The 25,170-nt window shown below is 68.0% G+C and carries 22 protein-coding genes and 1 pseudogene; 12 read left to right on the top strand and 11 right to left on the bottom strand.

Annotation, left to right across the window (positions count from 1 at the left end):
- Positions 1 to 7 precede the first annotated feature (7 nt).
- Both rpsQ and QMG86_RS27605 read left to right on the top strand, forming a co-directional pair.
- A pseudogene (gene rpsQ / locus QMG86_RS27610) lies at positions 8 to 256 on the top strand (30S ribosomal protein S17); the annotation flags it as partial.
- A 202-nt stretch (positions 257 to 458) separates the two neighbouring features.
- Complete coding sequence (locus tag QMG86_RS27605) at positions 459 to 1,271, top strand: phosphatase (RefSeq protein ID WP_281875629.1); 813 nt, start codon at positions 459 to 461, stop codon at positions 1,269 to 1,271.
- On the opposite strand, the gene QMG86_RS27600 is transcribed toward QMG86_RS27605, so the two are convergent.
- Positions 1,261 to 2,154: an NAD-dependent epimerase/dehydratase family protein gene (locus QMG86_RS27600; RefSeq protein ID WP_281875628.1), complete on the bottom strand. Its 894-nt coding sequence runs from the start codon at positions 2,152 to 2,154 to the stop codon at positions 1,261 to 1,263. The two genes, QMG86_RS27605 and QMG86_RS27600, sit on opposite strands and share 11 nt — an antisense overlap.
- Before the next feature lie 195 nt (positions 2,155 to 2,349).
- A complete protein-coding gene (locus QMG86_RS27595; protein ID WP_281875627.1) occupies positions 2,350 to 2,592 on the bottom strand; it encodes a hypothetical protein in 243 nt (80 codons plus the stop codon).
- Between the two features lie 548 nt (positions 2,593 to 3,140).
- Here QMG86_RS27595 and QMG86_RS27590 point away from each other — a divergent pair.
- The 4 genes from QMG86_RS27590 (at position 3,141) to QMG86_RS27575 (ending at position 7,796) form a co-directional block, all read left to right on the top strand.
- Positions 3,141 to 3,977 carry an SDR family NAD(P)-dependent oxidoreductase gene (locus QMG86_RS27590; protein WP_281875626.1) on the top strand — a complete coding sequence of 279 codons (837 nt, stop codon included), beginning with the start codon at positions 3,141 to 3,143 and terminating at the stop codon, positions 3,975 to 3,977.
- Between the two features lie 502 nt (positions 3,978 to 4,479).
- On the top strand, positions 4,480 to 4,935 hold the full coding sequence (locus QMG86_RS27585) for an NUDIX domain-containing protein (protein ID WP_281875625.1): 456 nt from the start codon (positions 4,480 to 4,482) through the stop codon (positions 4,933 to 4,935).
- Positions 4,936 to 5,124: 189 nt separating this feature from the next.
- Positions 5,125 to 5,604, top strand: coding sequence for an EXLDI protein (locus tag QMG86_RS27580; RefSeq protein ID WP_281875623.1), 480 nt, complete (start codon positions 5,125 to 5,127; stop codon positions 5,602 to 5,604).
- A 44-nt stretch (positions 5,605 to 5,648) separates the two neighbouring features.
- On the top strand, positions 5,649 to 7,796 hold the full coding sequence (locus tag QMG86_RS27575) for an MMPL family transporter (protein ID WP_281875622.1): 2,148 nt from the start codon (positions 5,649 to 5,651) through the stop codon (positions 7,794 to 7,796).
- 95 nt (positions 7,797 to 7,891) lie between these two features.
- Here QMG86_RS27575 and QMG86_RS27570 read toward each other — a convergent pair whose 3' ends face one another.
- Entirely contained in the window at positions 7,892 to 9,079 is a 1,188-nt protein-coding gene (locus tag QMG86_RS27570; RefSeq protein ID WP_281875621.1) for a helix-turn-helix domain-containing protein, read from the bottom strand.
- Positions 9,080 to 9,222: 143 nt separating this feature from the next.
- Here QMG86_RS27570 and QMG86_RS27565 point away from each other — a divergent pair, with 143 nt between their 5' ends.
- Together QMG86_RS27565 and QMG86_RS27560 are read left to right on the top strand one after the other, a co-directional pair.
- Positions 9,223 to 9,387 carry a hypothetical protein gene (locus QMG86_RS27565; protein ID WP_281875620.1) on the top strand — a complete coding sequence of 55 codons (165 nt, stop codon included), beginning with the start codon at positions 9,223 to 9,225 and terminating at the stop codon, positions 9,385 to 9,387.
- Complete coding sequence (locus QMG86_RS27560; protein WP_281875619.1) at positions 9,384 to 9,575, top strand: hypothetical protein; 192 nt, start codon at positions 9,384 to 9,386, stop codon at positions 9,573 to 9,575. The genes QMG86_RS27565 and QMG86_RS27560 overlap by 4 nt, the downstream gene beginning before the upstream one ends.
- A gap of 181 nt (positions 9,576 to 9,756) precedes the next feature.
- Here QMG86_RS27560 and QMG86_RS27555 read toward each other — a convergent pair whose 3' ends face one another.
- The 5 genes from QMG86_RS27555 to QMG86_RS27535 form a co-directional block, all read right to left on the bottom strand.
- Entirely contained in the window at positions 9,757 to 12,453 is a 2,697-nt protein-coding gene (locus QMG86_RS27555) for a sigma-70 RNA polymerase sigma factor region 4 domain-containing protein (protein WP_281875618.1), read from the bottom strand.
- 768 nt (positions 12,454 to 13,221) lie between these two features.
- The gene (locus QMG86_RS27550) at positions 13,222 to 13,965 is read right to left on the bottom strand and encodes a CPBP family intramembrane glutamic endopeptidase (RefSeq protein WP_281875617.1); all 744 of its coding nucleotides are present in this window, start codon (positions 13,963 to 13,965) and stop codon (positions 13,222 to 13,224) included.
- A 158-nt stretch (positions 13,966 to 14,123) separates the two neighbouring features.
- Positions 14,124 to 15,053 (bottom strand): RluA family pseudouridine synthase, encoded by a 930-nt coding sequence (locus QMG86_RS27545; RefSeq protein WP_281875616.1) that lies wholly within the window; start codon positions 15,051 to 15,053, stop codon positions 14,124 to 14,126.
- 51 nt (positions 15,054 to 15,104) lie between these two features.
- Positions 15,105 to 15,686, bottom strand: a complete 582-nt coding sequence (locus tag QMG86_RS27540; protein ID WP_281875615.1) for a putative glycolipid-binding domain-containing protein — start codon at positions 15,684 to 15,686, stop codon at positions 15,105 to 15,107.
- Positions 15,687 to 15,691: 5 nt separating this feature from the next.
- Positions 15,692 to 16,144, bottom strand: a complete 453-nt coding sequence (locus tag QMG86_RS27535) for a TIGR03667 family PPOX class F420-dependent oxidoreductase (protein ID WP_281875613.1) — start codon at positions 16,142 to 16,144, stop codon at positions 15,692 to 15,694.
- Between the two features lie 718 nt (positions 16,145 to 16,862).
- Between QMG86_RS27535 and QMG86_RS27530 the strand changes: the two genes are divergently transcribed.
- Together QMG86_RS27530 and QMG86_RS27525 are read left to right on the top strand one after the other, a co-directional pair.
- Positions 16,863 to 18,716: an ABC transporter ATP-binding protein gene (locus QMG86_RS27530; protein ID WP_281875611.1), complete on the top strand. Its 1,854-nt coding sequence runs from the start codon at positions 16,863 to 16,865 to the stop codon at positions 18,714 to 18,716.
- A complete protein-coding gene (locus tag QMG86_RS27525; RefSeq protein WP_281875610.1) occupies positions 18,713 to 20,449 on the top strand; it encodes an ABC transporter ATP-binding protein in 1,737 nt (578 codons plus the stop codon). Before QMG86_RS27530 ends, QMG86_RS27525 begins: the two co-directional genes overlap by 4 nt.
- 310 nt (positions 20,450 to 20,759) lie before the next feature.
- On the opposite strand, the gene QMG86_RS27520 is transcribed toward QMG86_RS27525, so the two are convergent.
- Both QMG86_RS27520 and QMG86_RS27515 read right to left on the bottom strand, forming a co-directional pair.
- A complete protein-coding gene (locus tag QMG86_RS27520) occupies positions 20,760 to 21,467 on the bottom strand; it encodes a siderophore-interacting protein (RefSeq protein ID WP_281875607.1) in 708 nt (235 codons plus the stop codon).
- Positions 21,468 to 21,576: 109 nt separating this feature from the next.
- The gene (locus tag QMG86_RS27515; protein ID WP_281875606.1) at positions 21,577 to 22,044 is read right to left on the bottom strand and encodes an MTB12 C-terminal domain-containing protein; all 468 of its coding nucleotides are present in this window, start codon (positions 22,042 to 22,044) and stop codon (positions 21,577 to 21,579) included.
- A 172-nt stretch (positions 22,045 to 22,216) separates the two neighbouring features.
- Between QMG86_RS27515 and QMG86_RS27510 the strand changes: the two genes are divergently transcribed.
- On the top strand, positions 22,217 to 23,503 hold the full coding sequence (locus tag QMG86_RS27510) for a SidA/IucD/PvdA family monooxygenase (RefSeq protein ID WP_281875605.1): 1,287 nt from the start codon (positions 22,217 to 22,219) through the stop codon (positions 23,501 to 23,503).
- Positions 23,504 to 23,544: 41 nt separating this feature from the next.
- Here QMG86_RS27510 and QMG86_RS27505 read toward each other — a convergent pair whose 3' ends face one another.
- Positions 23,545 to 24,207, bottom strand: coding sequence for a GNAT family N-acetyltransferase (locus tag QMG86_RS27505; protein WP_281875603.1), 663 nt, complete (start codon positions 24,205 to 24,207; stop codon positions 23,545 to 23,547).
- 187 nt (positions 24,208 to 24,394) lie between these two features.
- Here QMG86_RS27505 and QMG86_RS27500 point away from each other — a divergent pair, with 187 nt between their 5' ends.
- Positions 24,395 to 25,168 (top strand): thioesterase II family protein, encoded by a 774-nt coding sequence (locus QMG86_RS27500; RefSeq protein ID WP_281875601.1) that lies wholly within the window; start codon positions 24,395 to 24,397, stop codon positions 25,166 to 25,168.
- The last annotated feature ends 2 nt before the right edge of the window (positions 25,169 to 25,170 follow it).

The raw sequence follows: 25,170 nt of genomic DNA, 5'->3' as shown, positions 1-25,170 counted from the left end.
AGGGCAGCGCGGCACCCGCAAGGTGCGTGTCGGTTACGTTGTCTCGGACAAGATGAACAAGACGATCGTCGTCGAGCTGGAAGACCGTAACCGGCACCCGCTCTACGGCAAGATCATTCGCACCACCTCGAAGGTGAAGGCGCACGACGAGAACGAGATCGCCGGTATCGGCGACCGCGTGCAGCTGATGGAGACCCGTCCGCTGTCGGCCACCAAGCGCTGGCGTCTGGTCGAGGTCCTGGAGAAGGCCAAGTAAGCCTGCTCCACGGCGTGAAACCCGAAGGCCCGCTTCCCGTCCCGGGAGGCGGGCCTTCGCCGTATCCGGGTACGGCTGAGGAATTCCCGCGCTGTGCACCCTGGATCGGTACTGTCTGGTCGTGCGGGTGGCGATCGAGTCCTGGCCTGACCGGTGATCGATCGCGCCGACGGCCGATGCGGAGGTATGAGCGGTGGGGAATGTGACTCGACCTGATCAGCCCGATGACCGGGCGCTGTTGCGCGAACATCTGCTGAAGACGCGGATCGCGGGGGACGTCGCGACGCCTCGGGAGGGGAATCTCGCGAACTACCGCAAGATGGTGCAGAAGGACCCGGGGTACCAGTTCGGGCTGACGCTGAAGGATTGGACGTTCGCCGAGACGCTGGAGATGATGGCTCGGCTCTGCGGGGTCAGCCCCGATCCTCGTCACCTGCGGGGCGCGGACACCATCGACGTCGACCTGACGCTCGACGCGCTCGATGCGATGGGGGCGCGGATCGGGATCGCTGCTCGTCGCCGGGAGACCGTGCTCCTGGCGACCGGGCATCCGGACACGCTCATGGGCGTCTATCGCGCCGTCGAGGACGCGCTGCGGGCGGCAGGGTGCGTGGTGCTCGCGCCTGCCGCCGGCTGGTCCTATCCGGTCACCACACCCTTCGGTCCGCAGATTCGCGAAATCGTCTACACCTCGGGCGTCGCCGCGCTCGGCACCGACGGGACGCTGCGGCACACCCATGATCCGCACCCGATGCGGGCGGTGCTGCGGGAACTGCGCGACGCCGCGACCGGCCACTGGCCCGACTTGGTCGTCGCCGATCACGGCTGGGCCGGAGCGGCGGGGGAGGCCGGAATCGAGACCGTCGGATTCGCCGACAGCAACGATCCGGCGCTGTTCGCCGGGCAGGCCGAAGGCAAGATCGCGGTTACGGTGCCGCTCGACGATGGAATCCATCCCGACCACTACCGGCCGCTGATCGCCTATCTGCTGGATCGGGCGGGGCTCACAGGATGAGCCGGGTGTCGCGCACGATCGTTTCGAGATCGGAACGATCAGGGCGCCAATGCAATTCGGTCATCGCCTTGGCGGGATCGCTGATCAGGACGGCCGGTTCGGGCGCGGCAGGCCGATGGGTCAGCCGGATCCGGCGGCCGGTCCGCCGCTCGACCGCGGCGACGACGTCGAGGATGCTGCTGCCCTGACCGCTGCCGACGAGGTAGCGCGCGAACTCGCCTTTCGGCGGCATGTTCGCGAGGCACGCCACGAAAGCCGCTGCGGCGTCGTCGAGGTGCAGATAGTCGCGCACCGCGCTGCCGTCGCCGTTGACTTCCAATACCGAGCCGTTCCGCGCGGCGGCGAACGCTCGGGGGATCAAACGCGTCGGATCGGGGTCCGCGCCACCGGCCACGTTCATCAAGCGCAGTACGGTGGCGGACAAGCGGCCGGTGCCCGTCTGCGAGCGGATGGCCCACTCCGCCGCCAGCTTGCTCGCGGCGTACGGGTGCGGGGGCGCGTCGGGTAGGGATTCCGTCATCGGCTGGCGCTCCGGAGTTCCGTATATCGATCCGGTCGAGGCGAAGATTATCCGCGAGACGCCGGTCGCGGCCATGGCGTCCAGCAAGGCGACGGTCCCGCCGGTGTTGACGCGGAAGTACCGCAGCGGATCGGCCGTCGATTCACGCGCCCGAGTCAGCCCGCCGAGATGGCACACCGCGTCCACGCCGTCCAGCGCCTCCCACAACCCGGCCTCGTCCAGCAGGTCGGCGATCCGAGTCGTCACTCGCACGGCCGGACCGCTCTCACGAACCATCGCGATCGGTTCGTGCCCCGCGCTGCCCAGCAGATCGACAACCGCGCTGCCGATATAGCCGTTCGCTCCGGTGACGAGAACGCGCACCATACGATCTTGTCACCGAACAGGAGTCGCTGTTGCTCGGGGCGGACGTCTGATCAGCACACGTCTTTCCGTTGGTGCCGGAAGCGGTCCGCGCTCGCGGGCACGGGCTGCACAACCTCGCGGGTCGAGCGATCGCCCGGGAGGTCTGGCGCAGGTGGCCAGCGGCCGGAACCAGTCCACCCGGGCGGATATCCGCTATGCCGCGGGCAGTGGGCACTGCGCGGCGGAGCCGCATTGCAGCAGGCGCAGCAGCGAACTCAGGTCGATGAGCGAGCTACCGGTCGATACTCCGCCGGGTGCGGGTTCGCCGGGCGCGACCACCGGTGCGGGAGCCGAGGGTGCGGGTGCCAGCGGTTCGGCGACTGCGTTACCTGCGCTGAGGACTGCTCCGAAAGCCAGCGCGGTGATGCCTGCGCCGAGCAGCTTGGTGAACGACATTGATGAATCCTTTGCTGATTTGCGGTGCGAGAGTGGCTCAGGGTGCGGTATCTGCCGCGTCGAGGGCTCTCGCGCCACGGGGAGTGCTATTCGTACTGCCACAATTAGCAGAAGGGAAGCGGCCGCGCCGCTTGGTTTATGGCGCACGCAATGCGCTGCCGCACCTGCCGGCGCCGACGGATATCGTGCATCGGCCATTCTTCACGGCGCTTCTACCAGCGGAAATCTTGTGCTGAGACGAGAATTGTTCGCCCCGAACCGCTGTCGAGGTGTGGTGGATCCGGGCTGATGCAGCTTTGTGCAGCGCTTGGTGCAGGAACCTGCATTGGGCCGCGACCAGAACTTATTTCGGAAGAATTTTCGTAACGTATCGCAATAGCTGCCACACCCCATCTGTGCAAGAAGATGCGTTATGTCGTATATTCATGCACGCATGCCGGGGTCCGCCCGGCCTGTGGTTCGGATGGCCGAATCTCGCAGCGGCATCGGCATTCTGGATTGTGGCGACGACCGGGCGCATCGGACCCGGGAAGTGAGAAGGATCGATCATGACTACGGAAACCACTGCGCGCCGCTGGCTGATCACCGGCGCGAACAGCGGCTTCGGTGCGGCGTTCACCCGTGCCGTGCTCGCCGCGGGTGACGAAGTCGTCGCGGCGGTGCGCCGGCCCGAGACCATGGCGGAGGTCGTTGCCGCACATCCGGACCGGGTGCAGGTGGTGACACTCGACATGCGGGATCCCGCCGCCGCCGAGCGTGCGGTGAAGGAGGCCGGACACGTCGACGTGCTGGTCAACAACGCCGGCTACGGCGTCGTCGGCGCGATCGAGGAGACCAGTCCGGCCGACGTGCGTGATGCGATGGAGGTCATGTTCCACGCCCCGCTCCGGTTGACGCAGTTGGTGCTGCCGCAGATGCGGGAACGCCGTGCCGGGGCGATCGTGCAGGTGACGAGCATGGGCGGATTCATGTCTTTCGCGGGCGTCGGCATCTACAGTGCCGCCAAGGGTGCGCTGGAGCTGGCCAGCGAAGCGCTCGCCCAGGAGGTGAACCCGCTGGGCATCCAGGTGCTCATCGTCGAGCCCGGCGCGTTCCGCACCGGTTTCGCGAAACCCGCCGCGTTGGCTATCAGCTCCGCGATCTCCGACTACGCCGCGACCGCCGGCGCGGTCCGCGACGGCCTGCCGGAGTCCGATCAGCAACAGGAAGGCGACCCCGACAAAGCCGCCGCCGCGGTCCTGGCGACGGTCGGCCGCCCCGGCGCGCCGCTGCGCCTGGCGCTGGGCCCCGATGCCATACAGGGCATCAGGGACAAGCTCGCCCAGGTCGCCGCCGACCTCGACGCCACCGCCGAGCTGGGAACGAACACCGGCTTCGACTCCTGAGATCGACGCACGGCGGCCCACCTGTCCCGCACCGGTGGGCCGCCTCGGCGTATGACGGCGGGCGGTGCTATCTGGCTACCCCGCTACGTCGAACGCACCGCCTGCTGCCGGTCAGAACGCCACCATCGCCGGGACCGTCCTCTGGCTGCGACAATGCGCAGACGGGGGCTGGATGAGTCGTGTACCGCCTGGCATGGCAGTGCCGTCTCCGGGATCTCTTCTTCTGACTGCGACGACGCGCAGACGGGTGCCTGCACGAGCCGTGCGCCGCCTGGCACGGCAGTGTCATCGCCGGGATCGCCTTCTGGCTGCGACGACGCGCAGACGGGGGCTGGATGAGTCGTGTACCGCCTGGCATGGCAGCGCCATCACCGGGAACGCCTTCTTTTCTGCGATAACGCACAGACGGGGGTCTGGGCGAGTCGTGTACCGCCTGGCGCGGCAGTGTGGAACCGTGCGCTGAACGAACCGCGGCCAATGTCTTCCGTGGTTGGCTGGGGTGGTGGAACTCGGGCGAGCGCGGATGGCTGCGGGGGCGTTGTTCGTGCGCGGTGACCATGTGTTGCTTGTGCACAAGACGTACGGCAATGGGTGGGATCTGCCGGGCGGATACGTGGAGCCAGGGGAGGCGCCCGCTGCCGCTTGTCGGCGCGAGGTTCGGGAGGAACTGGGGATCGATCGTTCCGTCCGTCGGCTGCTCGTGCACGACTGGGCGCCGAGGCCAGGAGAAGGCGACAAGGTCCTGTACGTATTCGATTGCGGTGTGCTCGGTGCCGACGAGTGTGCCATCCGCTTGCAGGAATCGGAACTCGATGCGTGGCAGTGGGTTTCGATCGACGACCTCGATGACTACGTGATACCGAGGTTGGCTCGGCGGGTGCGGCGAGCGCACCTGGCATACCTCGACGGCTGCCCCAGGTATCTCGAACACGGGCGTCCGGTCGGGCGCGGCGACTAGGTTCAACGGCCCGTGCGGGGTCGGTGGCGTGTCATGTCTTGCGTTATACGTATACATCTACTTATAGTGAGACAGCGGCCCGAATGATCTGAGAACATCGAATGCGCACCTGGAGAAGCGGATTCGGAGGGGGCCGAACTGGCATAGACGCATGCCTGCATGCGCACTGATCTATGAAACGGGGAAATCATGACCACCGATCCGAACGAGCTGGACGGTGCGGGCACTGTCGAGGAGCAGGCTTGCGGCGTCACCATCGTCAAGGAATCCGCCGAGCCGGTCGACGCGGACGACCTGCGCCAGGTCGTGTTGCGGGTGGGCCCGGGCGGCGGGCGTCAGCAGCGGTTCTTCGGCAGATTGCTCGGTGAATCCCGCGAATACACCAAGGTCGGGATCACCGTGGTGCGGGTCTACGTGAGCCGCAAAGGCAAGTTCGTGGTGCACCGGCGGGAATCGGACTGGCGCGAAATGTCCGTCGCCATCGACTGGACCGAATGGAAGAATTGGCGCGAGCTGCTGCGGCCCGGCAGCGGCGAGCGCGAGTGGGGTGATTACACGGTGGAGATCGTGGACTCGCCCGCTGAGCTGCGAGGCCGAATCCCGGAGCACATCTACCGAACCGTTGTCGATGTGGCCGAGAACCCGACCTCGCAGGACCTGCAGATCTGAGATACCCGCCGCTTTCGCCGAATCCGGAAAGGATTTCTTCGCAGATGTTCGCACGACTGGGGGCCGTGGTCGTCCACAATCCGTGGAAGGTGATCGGCCTGTGGGTGCTGCTCGCCATCGCGGTGGTGGCCTCGGCGCCGGAACTGAAATCGACGACAGACCAATCAGCCTTCCTGCCCTCCCACTACGAATCTATTCAGGCATTGGAGTTGCAGCAGAAGGCTTTCCCCGACAGCTCCGCTCCCGCGGCGATCATCGTGTTCGCCCGGAAGGACGGCACGCCGTTGACCGACGCGGACGCGGCCTCGGTCGTGTCGATCGGCGGCAACCTGCGCGACGCGCAGATCAAGGACGTCATCGGAATGCAACCGACGCCGCCGTCGGAGAACCGCCTGGTGCAGATCATCGCGGTGCAGATGACGAAGGTGACGAACCCGAACGACACCACGCAGGGTGACGCGGTCAAGGCGCTGCGCAAGGAGTTGAAGGAACGCGTGGCGGGCACCGAGCTGAAGGCGGGCATCACCGGCCAGGCGGCGCAGGTGCTGGATCAGCAGGAATCGGGCGACAAGGGTCTGGCCATCGTCGGAGTCGCCACCGTCGTCCTGATCCTGGTGCTGTTGCTGGTCATCTTCCGCAGCCCGGTGATCGCGTTGCTGCCGATCATCGTGATCGGCGCGGTCTCCAGCATGGTCGGCGGATTGATCGCCATGGTGGCCAGAGCATTCGACCTGCAGATCGACGCCTCGATCAATGCCATCCTCGTGGTCGTGCTGTTCGGTGTCGGCACCGACTACATCCTGTTCCTGATGTTCCGCTACCGCGAACGCCTGCGCGCAGGCGAGGATTCGAAGACCGCCATGGTCAGCGCCGTCACCCGGGTGGGTGAGGCGATCACGTCCGCGGCGGGCGCGGTGATCATCGCGTTCATGGCGCTGGTGCTCTCCACGCTGGGCATGTTCCGTGCCATGGGGCCGGCGCTGGCGATCGCGGTGGCGGTCGCGCTGCTGGCGGGGCTGACACTCGTTCCCGCCGTCGTGTCGCTGCTTGGCACCAAAGTGTTCTGGCCGTCCAAGGCCTGGCGCACCGAACCGAAGGGCGCGCGGTTCACCGCGATCGGCAGTGCGCTCGGCCGGCGGCCCGGTGCGTTCGCCGTAGTCTCCGGCGGTGCGCTGATCGTGCTCGGTGTCTTCGCGTTCGGTTTCCACCCGACGTTCGATCTCAGCTCCGGGTCCACCTCGGAGGCTTCGGAATCCGTCGTCTACAGCAAGGAGCTGGTCAAGGGCCTGCCCGCCGGGACCACCCAACCTTCGGACGTCCTGTTGCAGTCCGACGGCGCGTTGACCGCCGAGCAGCTCACCGCCTACCGCAACGCGCTGGCCGGGGTACCCGGTGTGGGACAGGTGGCCGAGCCGAAATTGTCCGCGGATAAGACGATCGCCGACTTCGCGGTGACGCTCGATGCCGCGCCGGAGTCGGATGCAGCGCTGGACACCGTCAAGGGCCCGCTGCGCGATACCGCGCACGCGGCGGCGCCCGCCGGTACGACCGCCGCCGTCGGTGGTCTGACCTCGGTGTTCGTCGACTTCCAGGAGGCGATGGCGCGGGACTACTCGATCGTGTTCCCGGTGGCGGCGATCCTCATCATGATCGTGCTGGGACTGCTGCTGCGCAGTCTGGTCGCGCCGTGGTACCTGATGGCCTCGGTGTTCCTCGGCTTCGCCGCCACGCTCGGCGCCGCGGTGCTGGTGTTCCAGCACTTCCGCGGTGAGACCGGCCTGATCTTCACGCTTCCGGTGATCATGTATCTGTTCGTGGTCGCGCTGGGCACCGACTACAACATCCTCATGGTCGCCCGGCTGCGGGAAGAGGCGCGCGAGGGCAACGAGCCGAAACAGGCCGCGGCGCTGGCCGTGCGGCACACCGGCCCCACCATCGCGGCGGCCGGAGTGATCCTGGCGGGCACGTTCGCGTCGATGATGCTGGCCGGCAACAACGTCCTCGCACAGATGGGCTTCGCCATCTCGGTGGGCATCGCGATCGCGGCCTTCGTCATGGCGATGTTCTTCACGCCCGCGCTCACGGCGCTCATCGGTCACAAGGCGTGGTGGCCGGGGCATGGGGACGAGAAGCCTGGTGGGGCGGGGCCGGAGGCGCAGGAGGTCGTCGGGACTTCGGTCGGCGAGAGGTGAGCGGGCCCGAGCGTTCGACACTCGGCGCTCGCGGATGAGTAAGCCGGATTAGAGCTGTGCACCCGAATTCATCGGGTGCACAGCTCTTTCCTCCTTCAAATCTTGACGTTTGCCCATTTCGCGAACCGGGCCAGGGAGTCGGTTCCGCGCCGGGCGTGAGCCAGCACGCGGACGGTCTCGTGGACCTGCGGGTGGTTGCGTGTGAGCCCTGGTGCGATCCGGCGTGCTCGGTCGAGACTGACGAGAGCGCGCTGTTTGTCCCCGTGGAGCAACCACGCGCGGGACACATCGATCCAGTGATGCCCGGCGCGAGAGGGCGTGACCGATGCCGGTAGACGAATCCGCTCGGCACGCGCAACCGCTGTCGTGCCATCGGACAACTCGACGGGCACAGAAACGGAGTGGATATCGACGTTCGCCAAGTGGAACCCGGTTCCGTACTCCTGGTATTGCGCGGAACCGATGGTCTCGGCGATCCGGCGGGCCTCCCGCAGATGCGTGTCGGCGGCGTCGGCGTCGAGAGCACGGGCCGACAGTATCGACCCCCGCAGATGTAATGCGCCCCGCACCGCGAGGACTTCCGGTGTCGTGGGCAGCTGCTCGCCGACGGTCTGTGCGCGCGCGATGATCCGCAGACCACCGGCGTACGAGCCGGAGTACAGCAGGATCAGCGCGCGATGGTATTCCGCCGCGATCGGCCAAACCGGGTCGCCGCTGCGTTCAGCCGCCCACACACAGCGCTCAGCGGCCAACGCGGCGAGGTCCAGGTAGCCGTACCGGTAGGCCACCGAAGACGCGCTGTTGTAGGCGTAGGCGAGCGTCGCATAGATCCTCTCCAGACGACGCTCGGAAGGCTCCTCGGCCGCGAGGGCGTGCAACCCGTGGATCACGTCCGGCAGTTCGGCGATGTGGTCGCCGTACCGGCCGCGCCGCCTGCTCTCCTGCACCCGATGCAGTGCTGTGGTCAGCTCTTTCAAGGTGATCGGCGCGCTCAATGGTTCGTCGTTGAACGCCAGTATCTTCCGGCGCAACTCGCGAATGGTGGCGTGAGCTCCGGCATCGTCGCGCGCCGGGGTGTAGGGCTGACCGGTCAGATTCTCGATGTCGACCCCGAGTGCTCCGGCCACGGCTGCGATGAACGCGGGCGAGGCCGGGCGGGCGCCCCGTTCGACCTTGCGGAGCAGCGACACCGAGACGTTCGCCTTCTGCGCGAGCTGTTGCTGTGTGAGCCGGGTGAGTTTGCGAGCTCTGGCGGTACGTTCTCCGATCCCGGCATCGTCCATGCCTCCACGGTGACACAGGATGTGCCGCTTCGCAGGGCTTCACCCAGGCCAAAGTATCCGCAGGCCCCGGCGTCGGGTTGAGTCCCGAGCCCCCGGCGTCGGGTGCCCGCCAACCACGACACGACACGCCGAAAGGTCATCGAATGACCGTAGAGCTCGCAAGCGTCCTCATCGTCATGGCCGCCGTCGGCGGACTGCTGATACTCGTGTTCTGGGTGCTGCCTTGGCTACTCGACCTCGGTGGCGAGCCGGACGAATCCGTGCCGGCACGTGAGATCTTCGCGCGGCTGGAGGACGAGCAGGGATGACGACTCGGGGTTCCTGGGTGCAGGACTACTGCGACGACGGCAACATGCCCGAGGACGAGGAGCACGCGCGCGGACTGTCGAAGCTTCACCAGAGCTGCGAACCGCCGTGCCCGCGCAAGGTGTCCGCTGAGCGCTACCTACGCGCACGCGGCGAGGGCAGCACGCCGGACAGTCAAGCGAGCGACTAGGGCCTGTCCTGCCAGTCATCGCAGCCAGAGGGTCCACAGTGATGACCGTGACTTCAGTCTGCCGATAGGCCGCCCGCTCGGCAGCACGGGGGTGGGCTGCCACCTCGCGATCATCGGGGGCCGTGAGCATGGTGATGCAGCACAATCAGGAAGGTCGGCTCAGGTTCTGTACTGGCAGTGATCAGCCGATGGTTGCGTAGGGGCGGTGGACTTTGAGGGCCGAGTCCAGGACGCGGGTGACTGCTGAGCGGGGGACGCCGAGTTCGTTGGCGATGGCGGGGGTGGTGCCGCCCTGGTCGGCGAGGGTAAGGATTTCTCTGACCTCCTCGATCGGGAGGTTGGACAGGCGGCGGTCGGTGATTGCCCGGGCGAGTGCGGAGATTTCGTCGTCGTCGGTGTCGGCTTCCTCTGGTTCGGTGGGGAATTCGTCGTCTTCGTCGTCGTCCTCGAGGATCGGCATCGGTTCGACGCGCGGGTGCGAAAGCTCAGGTGTTTCCTCGAGGGCCAGTTGTTCGCTCTCCGCGTCGGCGGAGCGGTCGTTCTGCTCGGCGGTCGCCGATTTTCCGCGTTTCGCCGCGCGCGGGGCGGTGGCGTTCGGGTGCACCTGTGCGGCGGTGTCGGCGGATGCGGGGGACGGCGCGGGCATGGGTTCGGTGGGGCCAAGACGCCGTGCGTCGTCTCCGCGATGCGCGCGATCGATCGAGCGTTCGCCTCGGTTGGCAGCAGCGTGCGTCGATGCCGCACCGTTCGCCTGCGTACGGGAGTGCGCACCGAATTCCAGGCCGTCGTGCAGGTCGGCAAGCGAGATCTGCTGTGCCGCAGATCGCGTGGATTCGAAACGCGGCAGCGGGCTCTCGAACTCAGGCGCTTCCGCTCGGTTCGAGACTCCCTCCTCGAAGGTGGCAGGAGAGATCTGTGCAGTTTCAGATTCGGCGGATCGAGTCGGGTGTCCGTCGACACGGGCCTCCGGGACATGCTGCGTTACAGGCGGAACGGCGTGCGGGGAAGGAATCGTCACTTCGCTATTGACAACCGACTGACCACGGTATCCGTTGGGAGCGATCGGGTGGTCTTCGGCGGCGGGAGCGGTGTGCTCGTCGAGCGGAATGGCTTGCGCAGCAATGTCGGCGGGCGTCTCGGCGGCGTGACCGCTGGCCGCTTGTGCATCTCCGTTCGTGTGTGCATCGCCGTTCGTGGGGGACGCGGTGATGTGGCCGTTCGTGCTGGGGCGCACGATGTTCCCGTCGACCTGCAAGGGCTGCGCGGCATCGGCAACAGTGTGGCCGTTGGTGGCTGGGCGCACCGCGTGTCCGTTGATGCGCGGGTGCGCGTTTCCGTTGACAGGCGGCTGGTCGGTGTTGCGCTCGATCGGCGGGAGGGTGTGGCCGTTCGTGGACAGGTCCTGGGGGTGCCCGTTGACGGTGGTTTGGACGGGGTGGCCGTTCGGGGCGCGGTGGATTGCGGCACCGGGCTCGACCGCGTGCCCGTTGGTCGGGCGAGCATCGGTCCGGTCCGAAGCAGGGGACGGCGCTGGAGCTTCGCCGGCCCTGTCATCCACCGGCGTGAGCGGGGCGCGGTCGACGTCGAGGGAGTGGCCGCTGATCAGCGACTCGACGGCGTGACCGTTGGCGGAGCGGATATCAGTCGAATTCGAGTCGCCCCCGTCCTCGCCATCTCCATGGCTCGCGGCAGCGAGGAAGGCGCGGTCGGCGGTGTGTGGGCGGCCGTTGATCGGCGAGTCGACTGCGTGACCGTGGGTCGGCAACCTTCCGTGGTCGACGTGGGAGGTGGCTGCGCTCGAGTTCGCGGACTCTGCCTGCGTAGCGCGGTGCGTGAAAGGCGTTTCGGATGTCCCTCGGTCGTGAGGTGCGGATCCGGCGCCCGCGATCGTGCGGTGGACGGAGGTCTCCCGCCCAGGATGGTGGACGCCACCTCGATGACCGACTTCCGTTCCGGAGTCCGCATGGTGGTGTGCCGCGCGGCTATCGCTCACCGGCGCGGTGTAGATATCGCCTTCCCAGGGACTACGTCGGTTGGTCGCCGCTGCGTCGAGGGAGTGATATCCCTCGGCTTCCGGCATGTCCGGTTGCGCATCGACACGGATCATCCGCCGGTCGCGCTCGATCACCGGCGCACCGTCGATCAGCACCGCGTACCGCGCGGAAACCCAGGCGTGCAACCAGATCACGACGCCGACCATCACCGGGGCGATCGCGTATTCGGCGGCGCGGCCGAGGTCGCCTGCGGCGAGATGCGGGCCGGTGTTGAGTGCGACGGTCGTGCCGAGCAGGGCCGCCTCGAAGAAGATCACCTTGCCGCGCGCCAGCTCCCGGCCCCACTTGGCGGCCGTGGTCGCCGCGACCATGATGGTGATGATCGGGATGGAGATCATCGCTTCGATGCCGTAGCTCAACCAGTACAGCGGATCGGACATGTCGCCGCTGGGCACCAGGTTGTGCTGCACGTTGACACCGGCCCACACCATGCCGAGCACCACGACGGCGATCAAGGCGCGGGAGGACCACTCCGCCCGCCGGTAGAGCTGGGCCAGTCGCGCGTCCTCGCTGGACGCCCGCCGCCGCGCGGCCAGCGCCCGCCGGTGCCAGCGGGCGTCGGCCTCCTCGGAGCGGCGCAACGCCGCGGCCGACTTGCGATCACGCTGCTCGGCGGCCAATTCCGCCTCGATCTCCCGGCGCCGCTGGGTGCGCCGCTGCGCGCGAATCCACTCCGCGAGTTCGCGCTCGGCGGCGATCTCGCGTTCGGACAGCACCTCCAGCAGGGCCGGATCGAGCTGCAGGGGCAACTTGCCCCGCGCGGTCTCGACCTGCTCTGCCAGCGCGGCAATCTCGGAACTACCGTTCGAGGGTTCGTCGGGCATCGCGAGCCTTCCCAAGAGCAGGTGTCATGTCGGGTGGTGGAGACATGATTGCTCGAACATATGTGTGATCGGAGTGAGACTAAACCGAGCTCTTCCCGTGGTCAACGTGGCGCTCTCCCGGTCGAAGGCGACACGCCGAGCAGGGGAAATTCATGGCCTGGCTCGAATATCCGGATGAGCGGCGCTTTTATCGGCGCCCTCCGCGTGTCGAAACTGAGTTCGAATCTGCGCATAGCAATCGCGTGAATTCCCCGCTACGGGTTCCGCCCTGCATCCCACGGGCTCTTGGTCGAACCGCAACACGTCCGCTCGCCTCAATCACGTCTTGCGGGCGAAACGGAATCAACGTGCGTTGTTCGCGGGCACGGCTCACGGACGGGATGGTCACCGTCCGCACCGAACCCTCCAGGACAGATCAACCGACCTCGCGCAAGCCATGTACCCGGAGTTCGTCCGCTGACGCGCCTGGCTCACCTGAACGACGCCTTTCGAGCGAGACCGAGCATGCCCTCGCGGTCTAGCGCCCGGTCCGGATGCCCGCCGGACGGCACTGACTCTGTGAGAACGGACCCGCCGAGCCTGGACGGAAATGATCGACCGACCCTGTGAAAGCGATGGGGCCGGAGTTCCCCGCTGACGCGCCCGGCTCACCTGAACCACGTCTTTCGAGCGAAGCGAGACCGAGCATCCGCCGTTCGCGAGCCATAAGGGGGCCGCGAACACCCAGCGCCGCAGGCGCTGGAAAACCAACGCTGCAGTCGCGGCCAATCAACCGAGCGTGGTGTGCCAGACGACGGCGGCCGCCAGGGCTCCCGCGCCGTTGACCGACCAATGCAGGGCGATGGGGGCGAGCAGGCTGCCGCTGCGGTGGCGTAGCCAGGTGAACACCATGCCCGCCGCGGCTGTCGCGACGACGGCGAGCAGGATTCCGATGATCTGTCCGGCCACGCCGCCCCCGATGAAGCCGCTCAGGCCGCGGTTGCCGGAGGTGAGGCCGAGGGAGGACGCGATGTGCCAGAGCCCGAACAGCAGGGAGCCCGCCGCGAAGACGCCGCGCGCACCGTAGGCGCGGTGCAGCGTGCCGTGCAGCACGCCGCGGAAGGCCAGCTCTTCGGGGATCACGGTTTGCAGCGGGATGACGATCATCGAGGCGATCAGCGCGCCCGAGATGGTCGCGTAGCGATCGGCCAGGAAGAACGGGCGGGTCAGGGGCAGCGCCGCGCCGATCGCGACGACCGCGAGGACCACCGCCACCGCCGCGAGCGCGTAGCGCGAACCGCGCCGCCAGTGGCGGGGTGAAAGCCCCAGTTCCGACCAGCCGAGGCCGCGCCTGCGCATCAGCGCGAGGAGGACGATCGCCGCGACCGGCACCGTCACGATGTTCGCCCACGCGGTGGTGAAATGCGCGATCAGATTGGTGCCCGCCAGGACGATCACGACGACGGCGACGTCGACGTAGGCGTGCACTTTGTGGCGCGGATGGGTCGGGGCTGCTAGGTCCGGCTCAGACATCCCGGCCGAGTCTACGGAAAAGGAGCACCTTCACCAGGGATCCCGGTCTTATTGCCGGATCGATCACTTTTCCGCCGCCGTCGGGGTCCGCCGGAGTCTGCTCGCAGAAGGCCCGACGGCGCTACCCGAGACAACGGACGGGCGCTGATGCCCTGCCGTCAGCCGGCCCACCCGTGTGGGTCGGTCCAGGCCTGCAACGTGCGAGTGGTCTCGAAACGGCGCGGCTCGCGGGTGACCGGATCGGTGAACTCGAGCGAGGCGGCCAGCAACTGGAGCGGCCTGGTGAAGTCGTCGACGGGCTTGTCGGTGAGCGCCGGGTAGAAGTCGTCGCCGAGGATCGGGATGCCGAGGCTGTTCATGTGCAGTCGCAACTGGTGGGTCCGGCCGGTGTGCGGTCGCAGCCGGTAGCGGCCGAGGCCGTCGCGATGCTCGAGCAATTCGACCTCGGTCTCCGCGTTCGGTTCGCCCGGGACCTCCTGGGCCGCGAGCACCTGCTTCTCCTTGATGATCCGGCTGCGCACCACCCGGGGCAGCGCGAGATCGGGATCGAACCGGGCGATCGCCTCGTACTCCTTGCGCACGGTGCGCTTGTGGAACATGGTCTGGTACGCGCCACGGCGGGCGGGGTTGATCACGAACAGCACCAGGCCCGCCGTGACGCGGTCGAGCCGATGCGCCGGGACCAGGTCGGGGAGGTCCAGTTCTCGGCGCAGTCGCACCAGCGCGGTCTGCAGGATGTGCTGACCGCGCGGAATCGTGGCCAGGAAATGCGGTTTGTCCACCACCAGGAGGTCGTCGTCGCGATGCACGACGGGGATGTCGAACGGGACCACCGTCTCCTCGGGCAGATCGCGATGGAACCAGACCGCGCCGCCGGGCACGTACGGTGCGTCGGGGGCGATCGGCCCGCTCAGGTCGACGATGCCGCCCGCGTGCAGCAGTTCGTCGATCCGCGTCGCGGGCACCCGGGGGAGGCGCTCCACCAGATGGTCCCGGATGGTCGCCCAGTCGCCCTGCTCCGGTAGTCGTAGCCGGGCCGGGTCCAAGCCGTGCCGTTTCGGCAACGGCGGTTGTTGCCGCCTTCTCATCGGTATCGACCCTAACTGCAGGCGGGAGCGGCGTTGTCCGAGGCCGGGGGATCAGTGGACACGGGCCGCGATGCCCGGGTACTCGAGCACCAAGCCCGATTTGTCGTAGTCCAGGGTGCAGTGGAAGTCGAATTCGGGGGCCGCGTAGTCGAACCGCGGTCCGTGCTCGCCGTCGGCTGTGCGGAGGTAGCGCTGTTCCAACCGGCCGACCGCGGCGCCGGAGGCGTAGACGTACGCCGCGGGCGCGTCCATGCCGTCGCCTACGTCCCGCGCGGCCCGGTGCACCGGCAGGGCGTTGGTCAGCGCGGAAGACTCCAGGTCCACGTCCAGGCAGCCGTCGAGCAATGGCGCGGGCATGCCGTCCAGCAGCCAGGACCCCGCGCCGTCGCACTCCAGCACCAGCGTGTTCCAGCCACCGGGTTTGCGCATCGCGACCTGGGCCCGGCGCGTGCGCCATTCGGTGTCCAGCGCGATCCGGTAGTCCACCACCCACGCCGCGCCGCCCTCGACGGCCGTGGTGCAGCCGTCGATCAGCACGCCCTGCTCGGTGACGCGGAAATACGCCACCTCGAATCCGTCGCGGGCGGACCGGTGCCGCCACGCGGCGGTGGGCGGCGGCGGCGCGAAGGTCATCGGGGTCAGAACCCGCGCAACCGATCGGGGGTGACGCGCAGGACGACGGAGTATTCGGCGTAGAACTGCTCGTCGGTCATGCCGATCGAGCGCAGGCCGTCGGCGTATTTCTTCGTGAACGCGTCGATCTCGTCCGCGCCGGGCCGCTGGTCGACCACGCGGGCCGTGCCGGTGAGTACGACGACGTCGCCGCCGGTCTCGGTGCTGTTGAGATTCAGCGAGACCCGGGGGTTGCGCTGGATGTTGCGAATCTTCGGCTGGGCGGGCTTGCTGAAGACGAGGAATTCGCCGTCGCGCCACTGGAACCAGACGGGGTTGGGCTGCGGTGTGCCGGTGGGGCCGACGGTGGTCAGCCAGAGGACGGATTCGCGCGCCAGGCGTTCGGCGACTCTCGCGCCGAATTCGGTCTCGGTGTCGACGACGGGGGTGGCGGATCGATCGGATGCCGTTGCGGTCATGACCGAGACAACGCTTCTCCGGCCGGGACGATTCCGCTCGACGCGGATGAGCCATGCGGGTGCGTGCGAGTTCATGGCGGTCCGCGCCTGCGACCGGAGGCATGAGCGCGGTGCGCCCATCGCGGACGTCATTACGGCGTCGCCCGCTCGTCGAGCACCATCAACCGAGCCTCCACCAGCGTCCTGCGTGCGCGCCGCCGGACCCGGCACATCTCGACGCTGCAATCCAAGTGCACCTGCATGGCGCGGTGCGCTTGACCCGCGGTGAGTTCGCCGGGATCTCTCGTGCAATTCGACAGAACCGAAAACAACTCCGTGCCATACATATCGGTACTCCTGTGCGTCCCATTGTTTCGCTTTCACTCGAAGTTAGCGATGCGCACGGGCTATCGGGCCAGCATACAGCCCCGTTCCGGAGGTTTCCCCGGCGCGTCGGACGCTCGAAAACCATGGGTTCGCAGGGGTTCTCGCACATGGACGAAATAAGTCCCGAAGGACAACGACCGGTGGGGTGGGCGGGCTCCGCCGGAGCGCAACGCCTTCGAGTCCGGCGAGCCGGGAGGCGCGCGGCCGGATCTGTCGCAGCGCGCCGCGCTGAGTGCGTGGTCACCCCGACGACCGCTCGGGGCAAGATAACTTAGGCTAACCTTTCTTACTGGGCGTCGCTGTGTGAGGATAGGACGATCCCAGAGACGGATGCCGCGAGAGACGAGGTCAGATGACGGTAGAGGTCGCGCCGCTGCCGGCGGAGCAGGCGGGGAACCGGCCGCCGAAGTCGGTGCTGAAGGAACGCAAGCAACAGGAGGCGCAGGCGCGCAAGGAAATCCTCGCGCCCGTGCGCGGCTCGTTGACCGTCGCGAGCCTCATCATGGTCGTCGCGTCGGCGTGCGCGGTCGTGCCTTTCGTGCTGATCGTGGAAGCCTGCCGCGAATTGCTGCGGGACCAGGTGGACACCGGCCGGGTGTGGCGCCTGCTGACGATCGCGGTGCTGGTGCTGGTGGCGCGGGCCCTGTTGCAAGCCGCGGCGCTGACCTGGACGCACCTGGTCGACGCCGGCTATCAGCTCGCCGTGCGCCGGGCGCTGGCGGCCAAGCTGACGCGGGTGCCGCTGGGTTGGTTCGGCGAACGGACCTCGGGCGAGGTGAAGAAGTACCTCCAGGATGACGTGGAGGCTTTGCACTACCTGGTGGCCCACGCCCGCCTGGAGTTCGTCGGCGCGGTGACGATTCCGCTGATCACCCTCGGATACCTGGTCACCGTCGAATGGCGGCTGGCCGTGGTGCTGCTGCTGCCGATCCTGGCCTACGCGGTGCTCTACAGCCGGATGATGGACCGCGACGGCCGGGACCGTTACGTGGTCTACACGCGCGCCGAGCAGGCCACCAAGCAAGCGACCATCGAATTCGTCGACGGCATCCAGGTGGTGCGTGCCTTCGGTCAGGCGGGCAAGGCGCACAGCGTCTTCCAAGACGCCGTCGAGCACCAGGCGCGCAGCGTCGACCGGCTGAAGACGCCGATCATCAAGGTGCAGGCCGCCTCCGACATCGTCGTCACCCCGGTGTTCGTGATGCTGGTCGTGGTCGTCGCCGGTCTGGGCGCCGTCGGTCTGGACTGGATCGAGCCGCTGGATGTGCTGCCGTTCCTGCTGGTCGGCCTCGGCCTGGGCAGCTCCTTGCTCAGTCTCGGCTACGGCGCGCAGGCGCTCCGCGCTGCCGCGGTGGCCGCGCAGCGCCTGCATGAGCTGCAACAGACACCCGAATTGAGCACCGGGGCGCCGACTCCCGCCGAGCCGGAATCCGCGCCCGCCGGTCTCGTCCGGTTCGAAGGGGTCGGCTTCGGCTATCGCTCCGGTCACGACGTGCTGCACGACATCGACCTCGAGCTCGTCCCCGGCACCATCACCGCTCTGGTCGGACCGAGCGGATCGGGCAAGTCGACACTGGCCAAACTGCTCCCCCGGTTCTATGACGTGGGGTCGGGCCGGATCACGATCGGCGGCCGCGACATCCGCGACATTCCGAGCGAGGAGCTCTACCGGACGGTGGGATTCGTCTTCCAGGACGTGCGTCTGATCCGGGGCAGCATCCGGGAGAACCTGCGCTTGGCCCGGCCCGACGCCGACGACGCCGCCGTGGAGCAGGCCGCCCGCGCCGCGCAGATCCACGACCGCATCGTGGCGCTGCCGCGTGGTTACGACTCCGAGCTCGGCGTCGACGCCACCTTGTCCGGTGGCGAGGCGCAACGGCTCTCGATCGCACGCGCCCTGCTCGCGGACACTCCCGTCCTCGTGCTGGACGAAGCGACCGCGTTCGCCGACCCGGAATCGGAAGCGGCGGTGCAGGACGCGCTGGCGGTCCTGGTCGCGGGCCGCACGGTGCTGGTCATCGCGCACCGGTTGCACACCATCACGGGGGTGGACCGTATCCTGGTGCTCGAGCGGGGACGGCTGGTCGAGCAGGGCGACCACGCGAGTCTCGTCACCGCGGGCGGCGCCTACCAGCGGCTGTGGGAGATCAACGAAGCGGCGCTGGGCGAGATCGCCCTCGTCGACAGTGTGGAGGGTGCCCGATGATCCGCAAGGTGCTGGACCTGGTTCCGGCCGAATTCGCCCGGCTGACACCGAGGTTGTTCGCCGCCATCGTGGCGCAGGCCCTCAGTCAGGCCGCGGCGTATCTGCTGCTGGTCCCGGTCCTGACGGCGCTGTTCGACGACGACCTCGGCCGCGCCTGGCTCTGGGCGCTCGGGATGCTCGCCGCCGTCGCGGGCGTGGTGGTGTTCGGCTATCTGCAAGCGGCGATCGGCCTGCGCGTCGGCATCGGCATGCAGCGCGGATTGCAGACCCGGCTCGGCGACCACCTCAACGCGCTGCCCCTCGGCTGGTTCGAGACCCATGACGCCGGGCCGCTGGGGCGGCTGATGGTCGACAACGTGCGGGAGCTGCAAGGTCTGGTCGCCTACTTGCTGGCCAAGATTCTCACCGGTGTCATCGTCCCGCTCGCGGTCGCGGTCGGCATGCTGCTGGTCGACTGGCGCATCGCGGTGGCCATGCTGCTCGCCGCGCCGGTGCTGTACCTGGTGAACGGTCTGGCCAACCGCGCCTACCTAGGCGCGGATCAGCGGATGCACGCGGCGGCGGCCGAGGCCGATTCGCGCGTCATCGAATTCGCCCAGGCCCAGCCGGTGTTGCGCGCGTTCGGCGCGGTGGGGTCGGGCAACCGCGCGCTCGACGCCGCGCTGGCCGGACAGCGCTCGGCGGGGTCGCGCATGGTGTTCGCCAGCGTGCCCGGCCTGATCTTGTTCGCGCTCTTCGTGCAGGCCGTGTTCCTGGTGCTGGTGTACGTCGCGGTGGCGCGGGTGACCGACGGCGCCGTCTCCGCCGCCGCCGCGATCGCGCTGATCGCGGTGAGCTCCCGGTTCATCGAACCGCTCAACCAGGCCGCGCAATTGGGCACCGCGTTGCGCTCGGCGGGCACGGCCGCGGGCCGGATCACCGAACTGCTGGACGAACCGGTGTTGCCGGAGGCGGAGTCGGCCGTTACGCCGGGGGCGCCGTCGGTGGTGTTCGACGACGTGAGTTTCGGATACCGTCCCGGTGAGCCGGTGCTGTCGAATGTGACGTTCAGCGTCCCCGCGGGCACCACCACGGCCATCGTCGGGCCGAGCGGCGCGGGCAAGACGACTGTGCTGCGATTGGCCGCCCGGTTCTACGACGTGGATGCGGGACGGGTGTCGGTGGGCGGGCACGATGTGCGCGACCAGCCGTCGGCGACTCTGCTGAGCCAGCTGTCGCTGGTCTTCCAGAACGTCTACCTGTTCGATCAGTCGGTGGCGGACAACATTCGGATCGGCCGGCCGGAGGCCGGTGACGACGAGGTGCGTCGCGCGGCGGAGGCGGCGCGAGTCGACGAGATCGTCGACCGTCTGCCCGACGGCTTCGACACCCGGGTCGGGGAGGGCGGCGCGGCGCTGTCCGGCGGTGAGCGCCAGCGGGTCTCGATCGCCAGGGCCTTGTTGAAGGACGCGCCTATCGTGCTGCTGGACGAGGTGACCAGTGCGTTGGATCCGCACAGCGAAGCGCTCGTGGTGCGCGGGATGCACGAGATAACCAAGGACAAAACGGTGATCGTGGTCGCGCACCGGCTGGCCACCATCGCCCACGCCGACCAGATCCTGTTCGTGGACGGCGGCCGGATCATCGAGCGCGGTACCCACGCGGAACTGCTCGCCTTGAACGGCCGGTACGCCGCGTTCTGGAACGAGCGATCCCGCGCGGCGGGCTGGCATCTGGAACCGGTCGCGAGCTAGCGCGAACAGCCGGTCGGCGGACGAAGTCGCCGTGGACGCCGAGACACCCGGTGGCCGTGACGGGCACGTCCGCCGACCGGCTCGCATCGTGCGCGAGCAGCTGCGCCGAGATGCTCGCCGGGTGGTCTGCGGGTCCGCCGCTGCCGCTGGTGAATCGGCTACTCGCCTCGTTACGGGTCGATCGGCAAGCCGCTCGGGAGCAGGGCGGGATCAGGCGCTCCGACGGCGAACGAGACGACCTCTGGGCGGTGTGCCGGCGTCGCGGATCGAAAACGCCGCACCGCGCGAAGGCGGTGCGGCGTCGCGGACCTCATTTCCAGTAGGCCTGGGATTTGATCGCCGTCTTGGGCAGATTGTGCATCGTCTTGAAGCTCTTCACGATCGAGCGGGTGGTGTGCCCGTCGCAGGCGACCCAGGCGAACGCGTTCGCCGGGCAGGTGAGTTCCTGTGCCGCTTCCCGCAGCAACCTGCCGTCATCGATCCGCTGCACCCACGTCACTTGGTGATGCGGTTTGTTGCGCAGCGGGATCGTGGTGTCGGATTCGTACTGCCACTCCAGCCAGACCCGCGCCGGGGTGTCTCCAATGGCGTCCAGCAGCGAGTTGATCGCGGGCAGTGAGGCGGTGTCGCCGAAGATGAGGTATTCGCCGGGAGTGGACTCCGGCAGCTGGAAATTCGAGCCGAGCACGGACGCGTCGAGTTCGTCACCGACGGAGGCGTTCTGGGCCCAGCGGGCGGCAGGCCCGTCGTGCAGCGCGAACTCGATCGAGAAGCGGTCGCCGTCCGGATCGGGGTCGACCAGCGTGTAGCCGCGCTGCTGCAACTTGCCGCTGTCGCCGTCCGGGAACCAGCCGCGGATCCACTGGGTGGGGTGCACCGGGTGATCGGCGAGCAGCCCGCCCGCGGTGAAGCCGAGTCGCACGTATTTGTCCGTGACGTATTCGGTCGAGGTGACGGTGAGCCGGTAGTCGTTGCCACCCCACGCCTTGACCATCAGACCGTTCAAGCCTTTACCCATGGCACTAAGGTTAGCCTAACGAAAGTTGAATGTCGCGCGCTGTAGGTGCAGTCGCGCGACACTCGACCGTCGGCTCCCGCGGAAAACCGCGGAGGAGAAGGGTTCTGGTTCAGCAGGACAGCGCGAGCGCCGAGGCGAGGCTGCACTCCGCCTGGCGGGTCAACTTCCAATAGCCGTCGATCTGCTTCCACGAGACGTCGTAGGTGAAGTCCGGGTAGCCCTCGGTGGTGATCAGGAGTTGCGCGTCGATCCGGTCGCCGGAGGTCGACGGGTTGATCACGTTGTAGCGCAGGCTCGGCGGGGAGATCGCGAGCAGGCCCGCGATCTTGTCCATCGTGGCGACGCCGGCGTCGCCGGATTCCAGTTCCGCCGCTCGCGTGCTGCGCGCGGCGCCGGTGTTGATGGCAACGCGCAGTTTGGCGGTCAGCTCACCGGCGCCGGGGGCTCGAGCGTGCAGGGGTGCGACCAAGGGCGCCGCGACCGCGGGCGCAACGGTACCCGCCGCGCCGACGAGTGCGGCGGTGAGCGCGACCGCCGTCGCGGCCAGCCGGGCGAGTGCCTTGTTCGGAGTGGTCATTTGTTCATCCAATCGTTCGCGGGTGTGAGTGTCACCGCTCTGGTCGGGTACGAGTGTGCAATATAAGGTAAGCCTATGCAAACATGATCCAGACGGATTCTGGTTGTCGGCGCGGAGCAGACCCCGCGCACTCAGCGGGAAGCCGCGGGACGTCGGAGAGAGTGGAGAACCGGTGGAAACGCTTCTGGTCATCGGAGCTGGTCCGAAAGCCCTTGCGGTGGCGGCGAAAGCGCATGTGTTGCGCACGCTCGGCCTGCCCGCTCCTCGGGTCGTGGTCGTCGAGGCACACGCGGTCGGCGGCAACTGGCTGCCGAGCGGCGGCTGGACCGACGGCAGGCACCGGCTGGGCACGAGCCCGGAGAAGGACATCGGCTTCCCGTACCACTCGACCTGGGCGCGTGGACGCAACCAGGAGATCAACGCAGCCATGATGTCCTACAGCTGGACGTCGTTCCTCATCGAGCAGGGCACCTATGCCGAGTGGATCGATCGAGGCCGCCCGAATCCGGCCCACCACGTCTGGGCCAAGTACCTGCAGTGGGTGGCGCACCGGATCGATCTCGAACTGATCTCGGGCAGAGTGCGATCCATCGGCGCGACCGCCGACGGGTGGCTGGTCACCGCGACCGATCCCGACGGCAGCGCGGTCCGGTTGGACGCGGCCGGACTGATGATCACCGGCCCGGGCGCCAGCACCAAAGCCCTCGCCGACCATCCGCGCGTGCTGAGCATCGCGCAATTCTGGGATCTGGCCGGGCGGCGCAGCCTGCCGGTGTCCTCCCGGGTCGCGGTGATCGGCGGCGGCGAGACCGCGGGCTCCGCGTTGGACGAGCTGGTGCGCCACGGGATGCTGTCGATCTCGGTGATCTCACCGATGGCCACCATCTACACCCGTGGCGAAAGCTACTTCGAGAACTCGCTGTTCAGCGATCCGGTCAAATGGGCGGGACTGACCGTTCAGGAGCGGCGGGACGTCATCCGCCGCACCGATCGCGGCGTCTTCTCGGTACGGGTGCAGGAGAGCCTGCTCGGCGACAGCCGCGTGCATCACCTGCAAGGCCGTGCCGTCCGGGTCGCCGAGCAGGGCGACGGGGTGGCCCTGACGCTGCGCAACGAGCGGCGTCCGGATCAAACGCATACTTTCGATCTGGTCATCGATGCCACTGGCGGACAGCCGCTCTGGTTCTTGGACCTCTTCGATCAGGACGCGGCGGATCTGCTGGAGCTCGCGGTCGGCGGCAGGCCGACTCAGGAGCGGATCGAGGTATCGATCGGCTACGACCTCGCGGTGTCGGCGATGGACACGAAGCTGTATCTGCCCAATCTGGCCGGGGTGGCGCAGGGGCCGGGATTCCCGAATCTCAGCTGCCTGGGCGAACTTTCCGATCGCGTCCTGCAACCGGTCACGCGGCGATACGGTCCCTATCCGCAGGTGGCCGGCGCGCGGGCGCTCGGGTGAGCGCCCACGCTCGCGGCGCCGCGGCCGCGCGCCGCGGCGCACTACCGCGCGACCGGGATGTCCGCCGGGGTGCGCGGGAGATAGTAGAGCGTGATCCGGCGATCCGGCCGGATGTCGAAGTCGCCGAGATCGGGAACGCCGAACCGTTCGGTCATGCGCCGGACCGCGACATTGCGGTGGTCGGGCTCGATCACGATGCGGCGGCACCGCGGTTCCGCTTCGAAGACGCCGGCCAGCAGGCCGCTGACGAAGGAGAACATGATGCCCCGCCCGATCACCTCCGGATCGGCGGTGGCCAGGTGGAAGGCCACGTCGTAGGGGTCGGCGTGATAGATGCGGGCGATCTCGTCCTTGGCCGGGCGGTAGAGCTCCAAGTAGGCGATGTCGCGGCGGCCCAGCTCCGGCCGACCGGCCGCGGTGAAGTCGTAGCCGACGATGTATGGGCGGGAATAGGATCCGAGCAGCTGCGCGCGCAGATTCTGCCTGCGCAGTTCGAGGGGCCACGGTTGTTCCCACGTCTCCACCAGGTGTGGCCGGCTCATCCATTCGGTGAGCAGCTCCGCGTCGGCGCCGTCCGCGTCGGCCGTGCGGATGTCGAACGGTGCGGGAAGGGCGGGCGTCGGCGGAGCGGGCACGGCCCGCAGCTCATCGGAGATGTCGGTCAGCTCGCGCGCGATGACATAAGGCGTTTCGGTCGGGTTCATCGGTTGTCGAGCTCCGTTCGGTAGTGGCCCTGCTGGATGAATGTAAGGTTAGCCTATGGTAACCTCACGTGGTCGGCGAGGCCCGGCCGTTCCGGAAGGGCGGCTTTCGGCCGCAGCGGCCCGCGGTCGAATTCGACTGGCCGTGGGAACTTTTCGCTGACACCGCGTCATGTGTAGGAGCTGTTGGATGTCGAGAAAACCTGGGTGGCTTCGGAAGTTTCACAAGCCCGCCGCGGAAACCCTGCCGCCACTGGTGTTGTTTCCCCACGCGGGCAGTGGCGCTTCCACCTACCGCACCATGTCCAAGCGGCTCAGTGCTGATTTCGACGTCGTTCTCGTGCAATATCCGGGACGTCAGGATCGGGCTGCCGAACCGATGGCGGCCGATCTCGCCGAACTCGCGGCGGGCGCCCTCGCGGAATTCCTCGAATCGCCGTATCACCGCGGCGTTCCCCTTACGGTATTCGGGCACAGCGTCGGAGCGATGGTGGCCTTCGAGTTCGTCCGGCAAGCGGAGGCGGCCGGTGTGCCGGTGGCGCTGCTCGGCGCGTCGAGCGCGGTGGCGCCGGCGCTGGTGGCCGACAGCGAGCCGCTGCCCACCGAGGACGAGGCGCTGCTCGACCGGCTCATCGCCCTGAACGGCACCGGCGCGGACGTGCTGGCCGATCGCGACATCATGCGGATGACGCTGCCCGTCCTCAAGGCCGACTATCGCGCGTTCGACGCCTACACCTGTGGTCCGGACGCGCGGATCGGCGCGCGGATCGAGGTCATCGGCGGAGCCGACGACGATTTCGTCACCGTCGCCGATCTGCGGCCGTGGCTGGCGCACAGCAGCCGGGGCGGCTCGGTCACGCTCTTCGACGGCGGGCACTTCTATTTGTACGACCACATCGACGGCGTCGCGGAATTGCTTTCCGCCGCAGCCGCCGACGCCGGACAGTCCGCTCTTTCCAGTTAGGT

The organism is Nocardia sputorum (assembly GCF_027924405.1).
In the GTDB taxonomy this organism is placed as follows: Bacteria; Actinomycetota; Actinomycetes; order Mycobacteriales; family Mycobacteriaceae; genus Nocardia; species Nocardia sputorum.
Note: the sequence above shows the minus strand (reverse complement) of the source record. Positions and strands in the feature narration are given on the sequence as shown.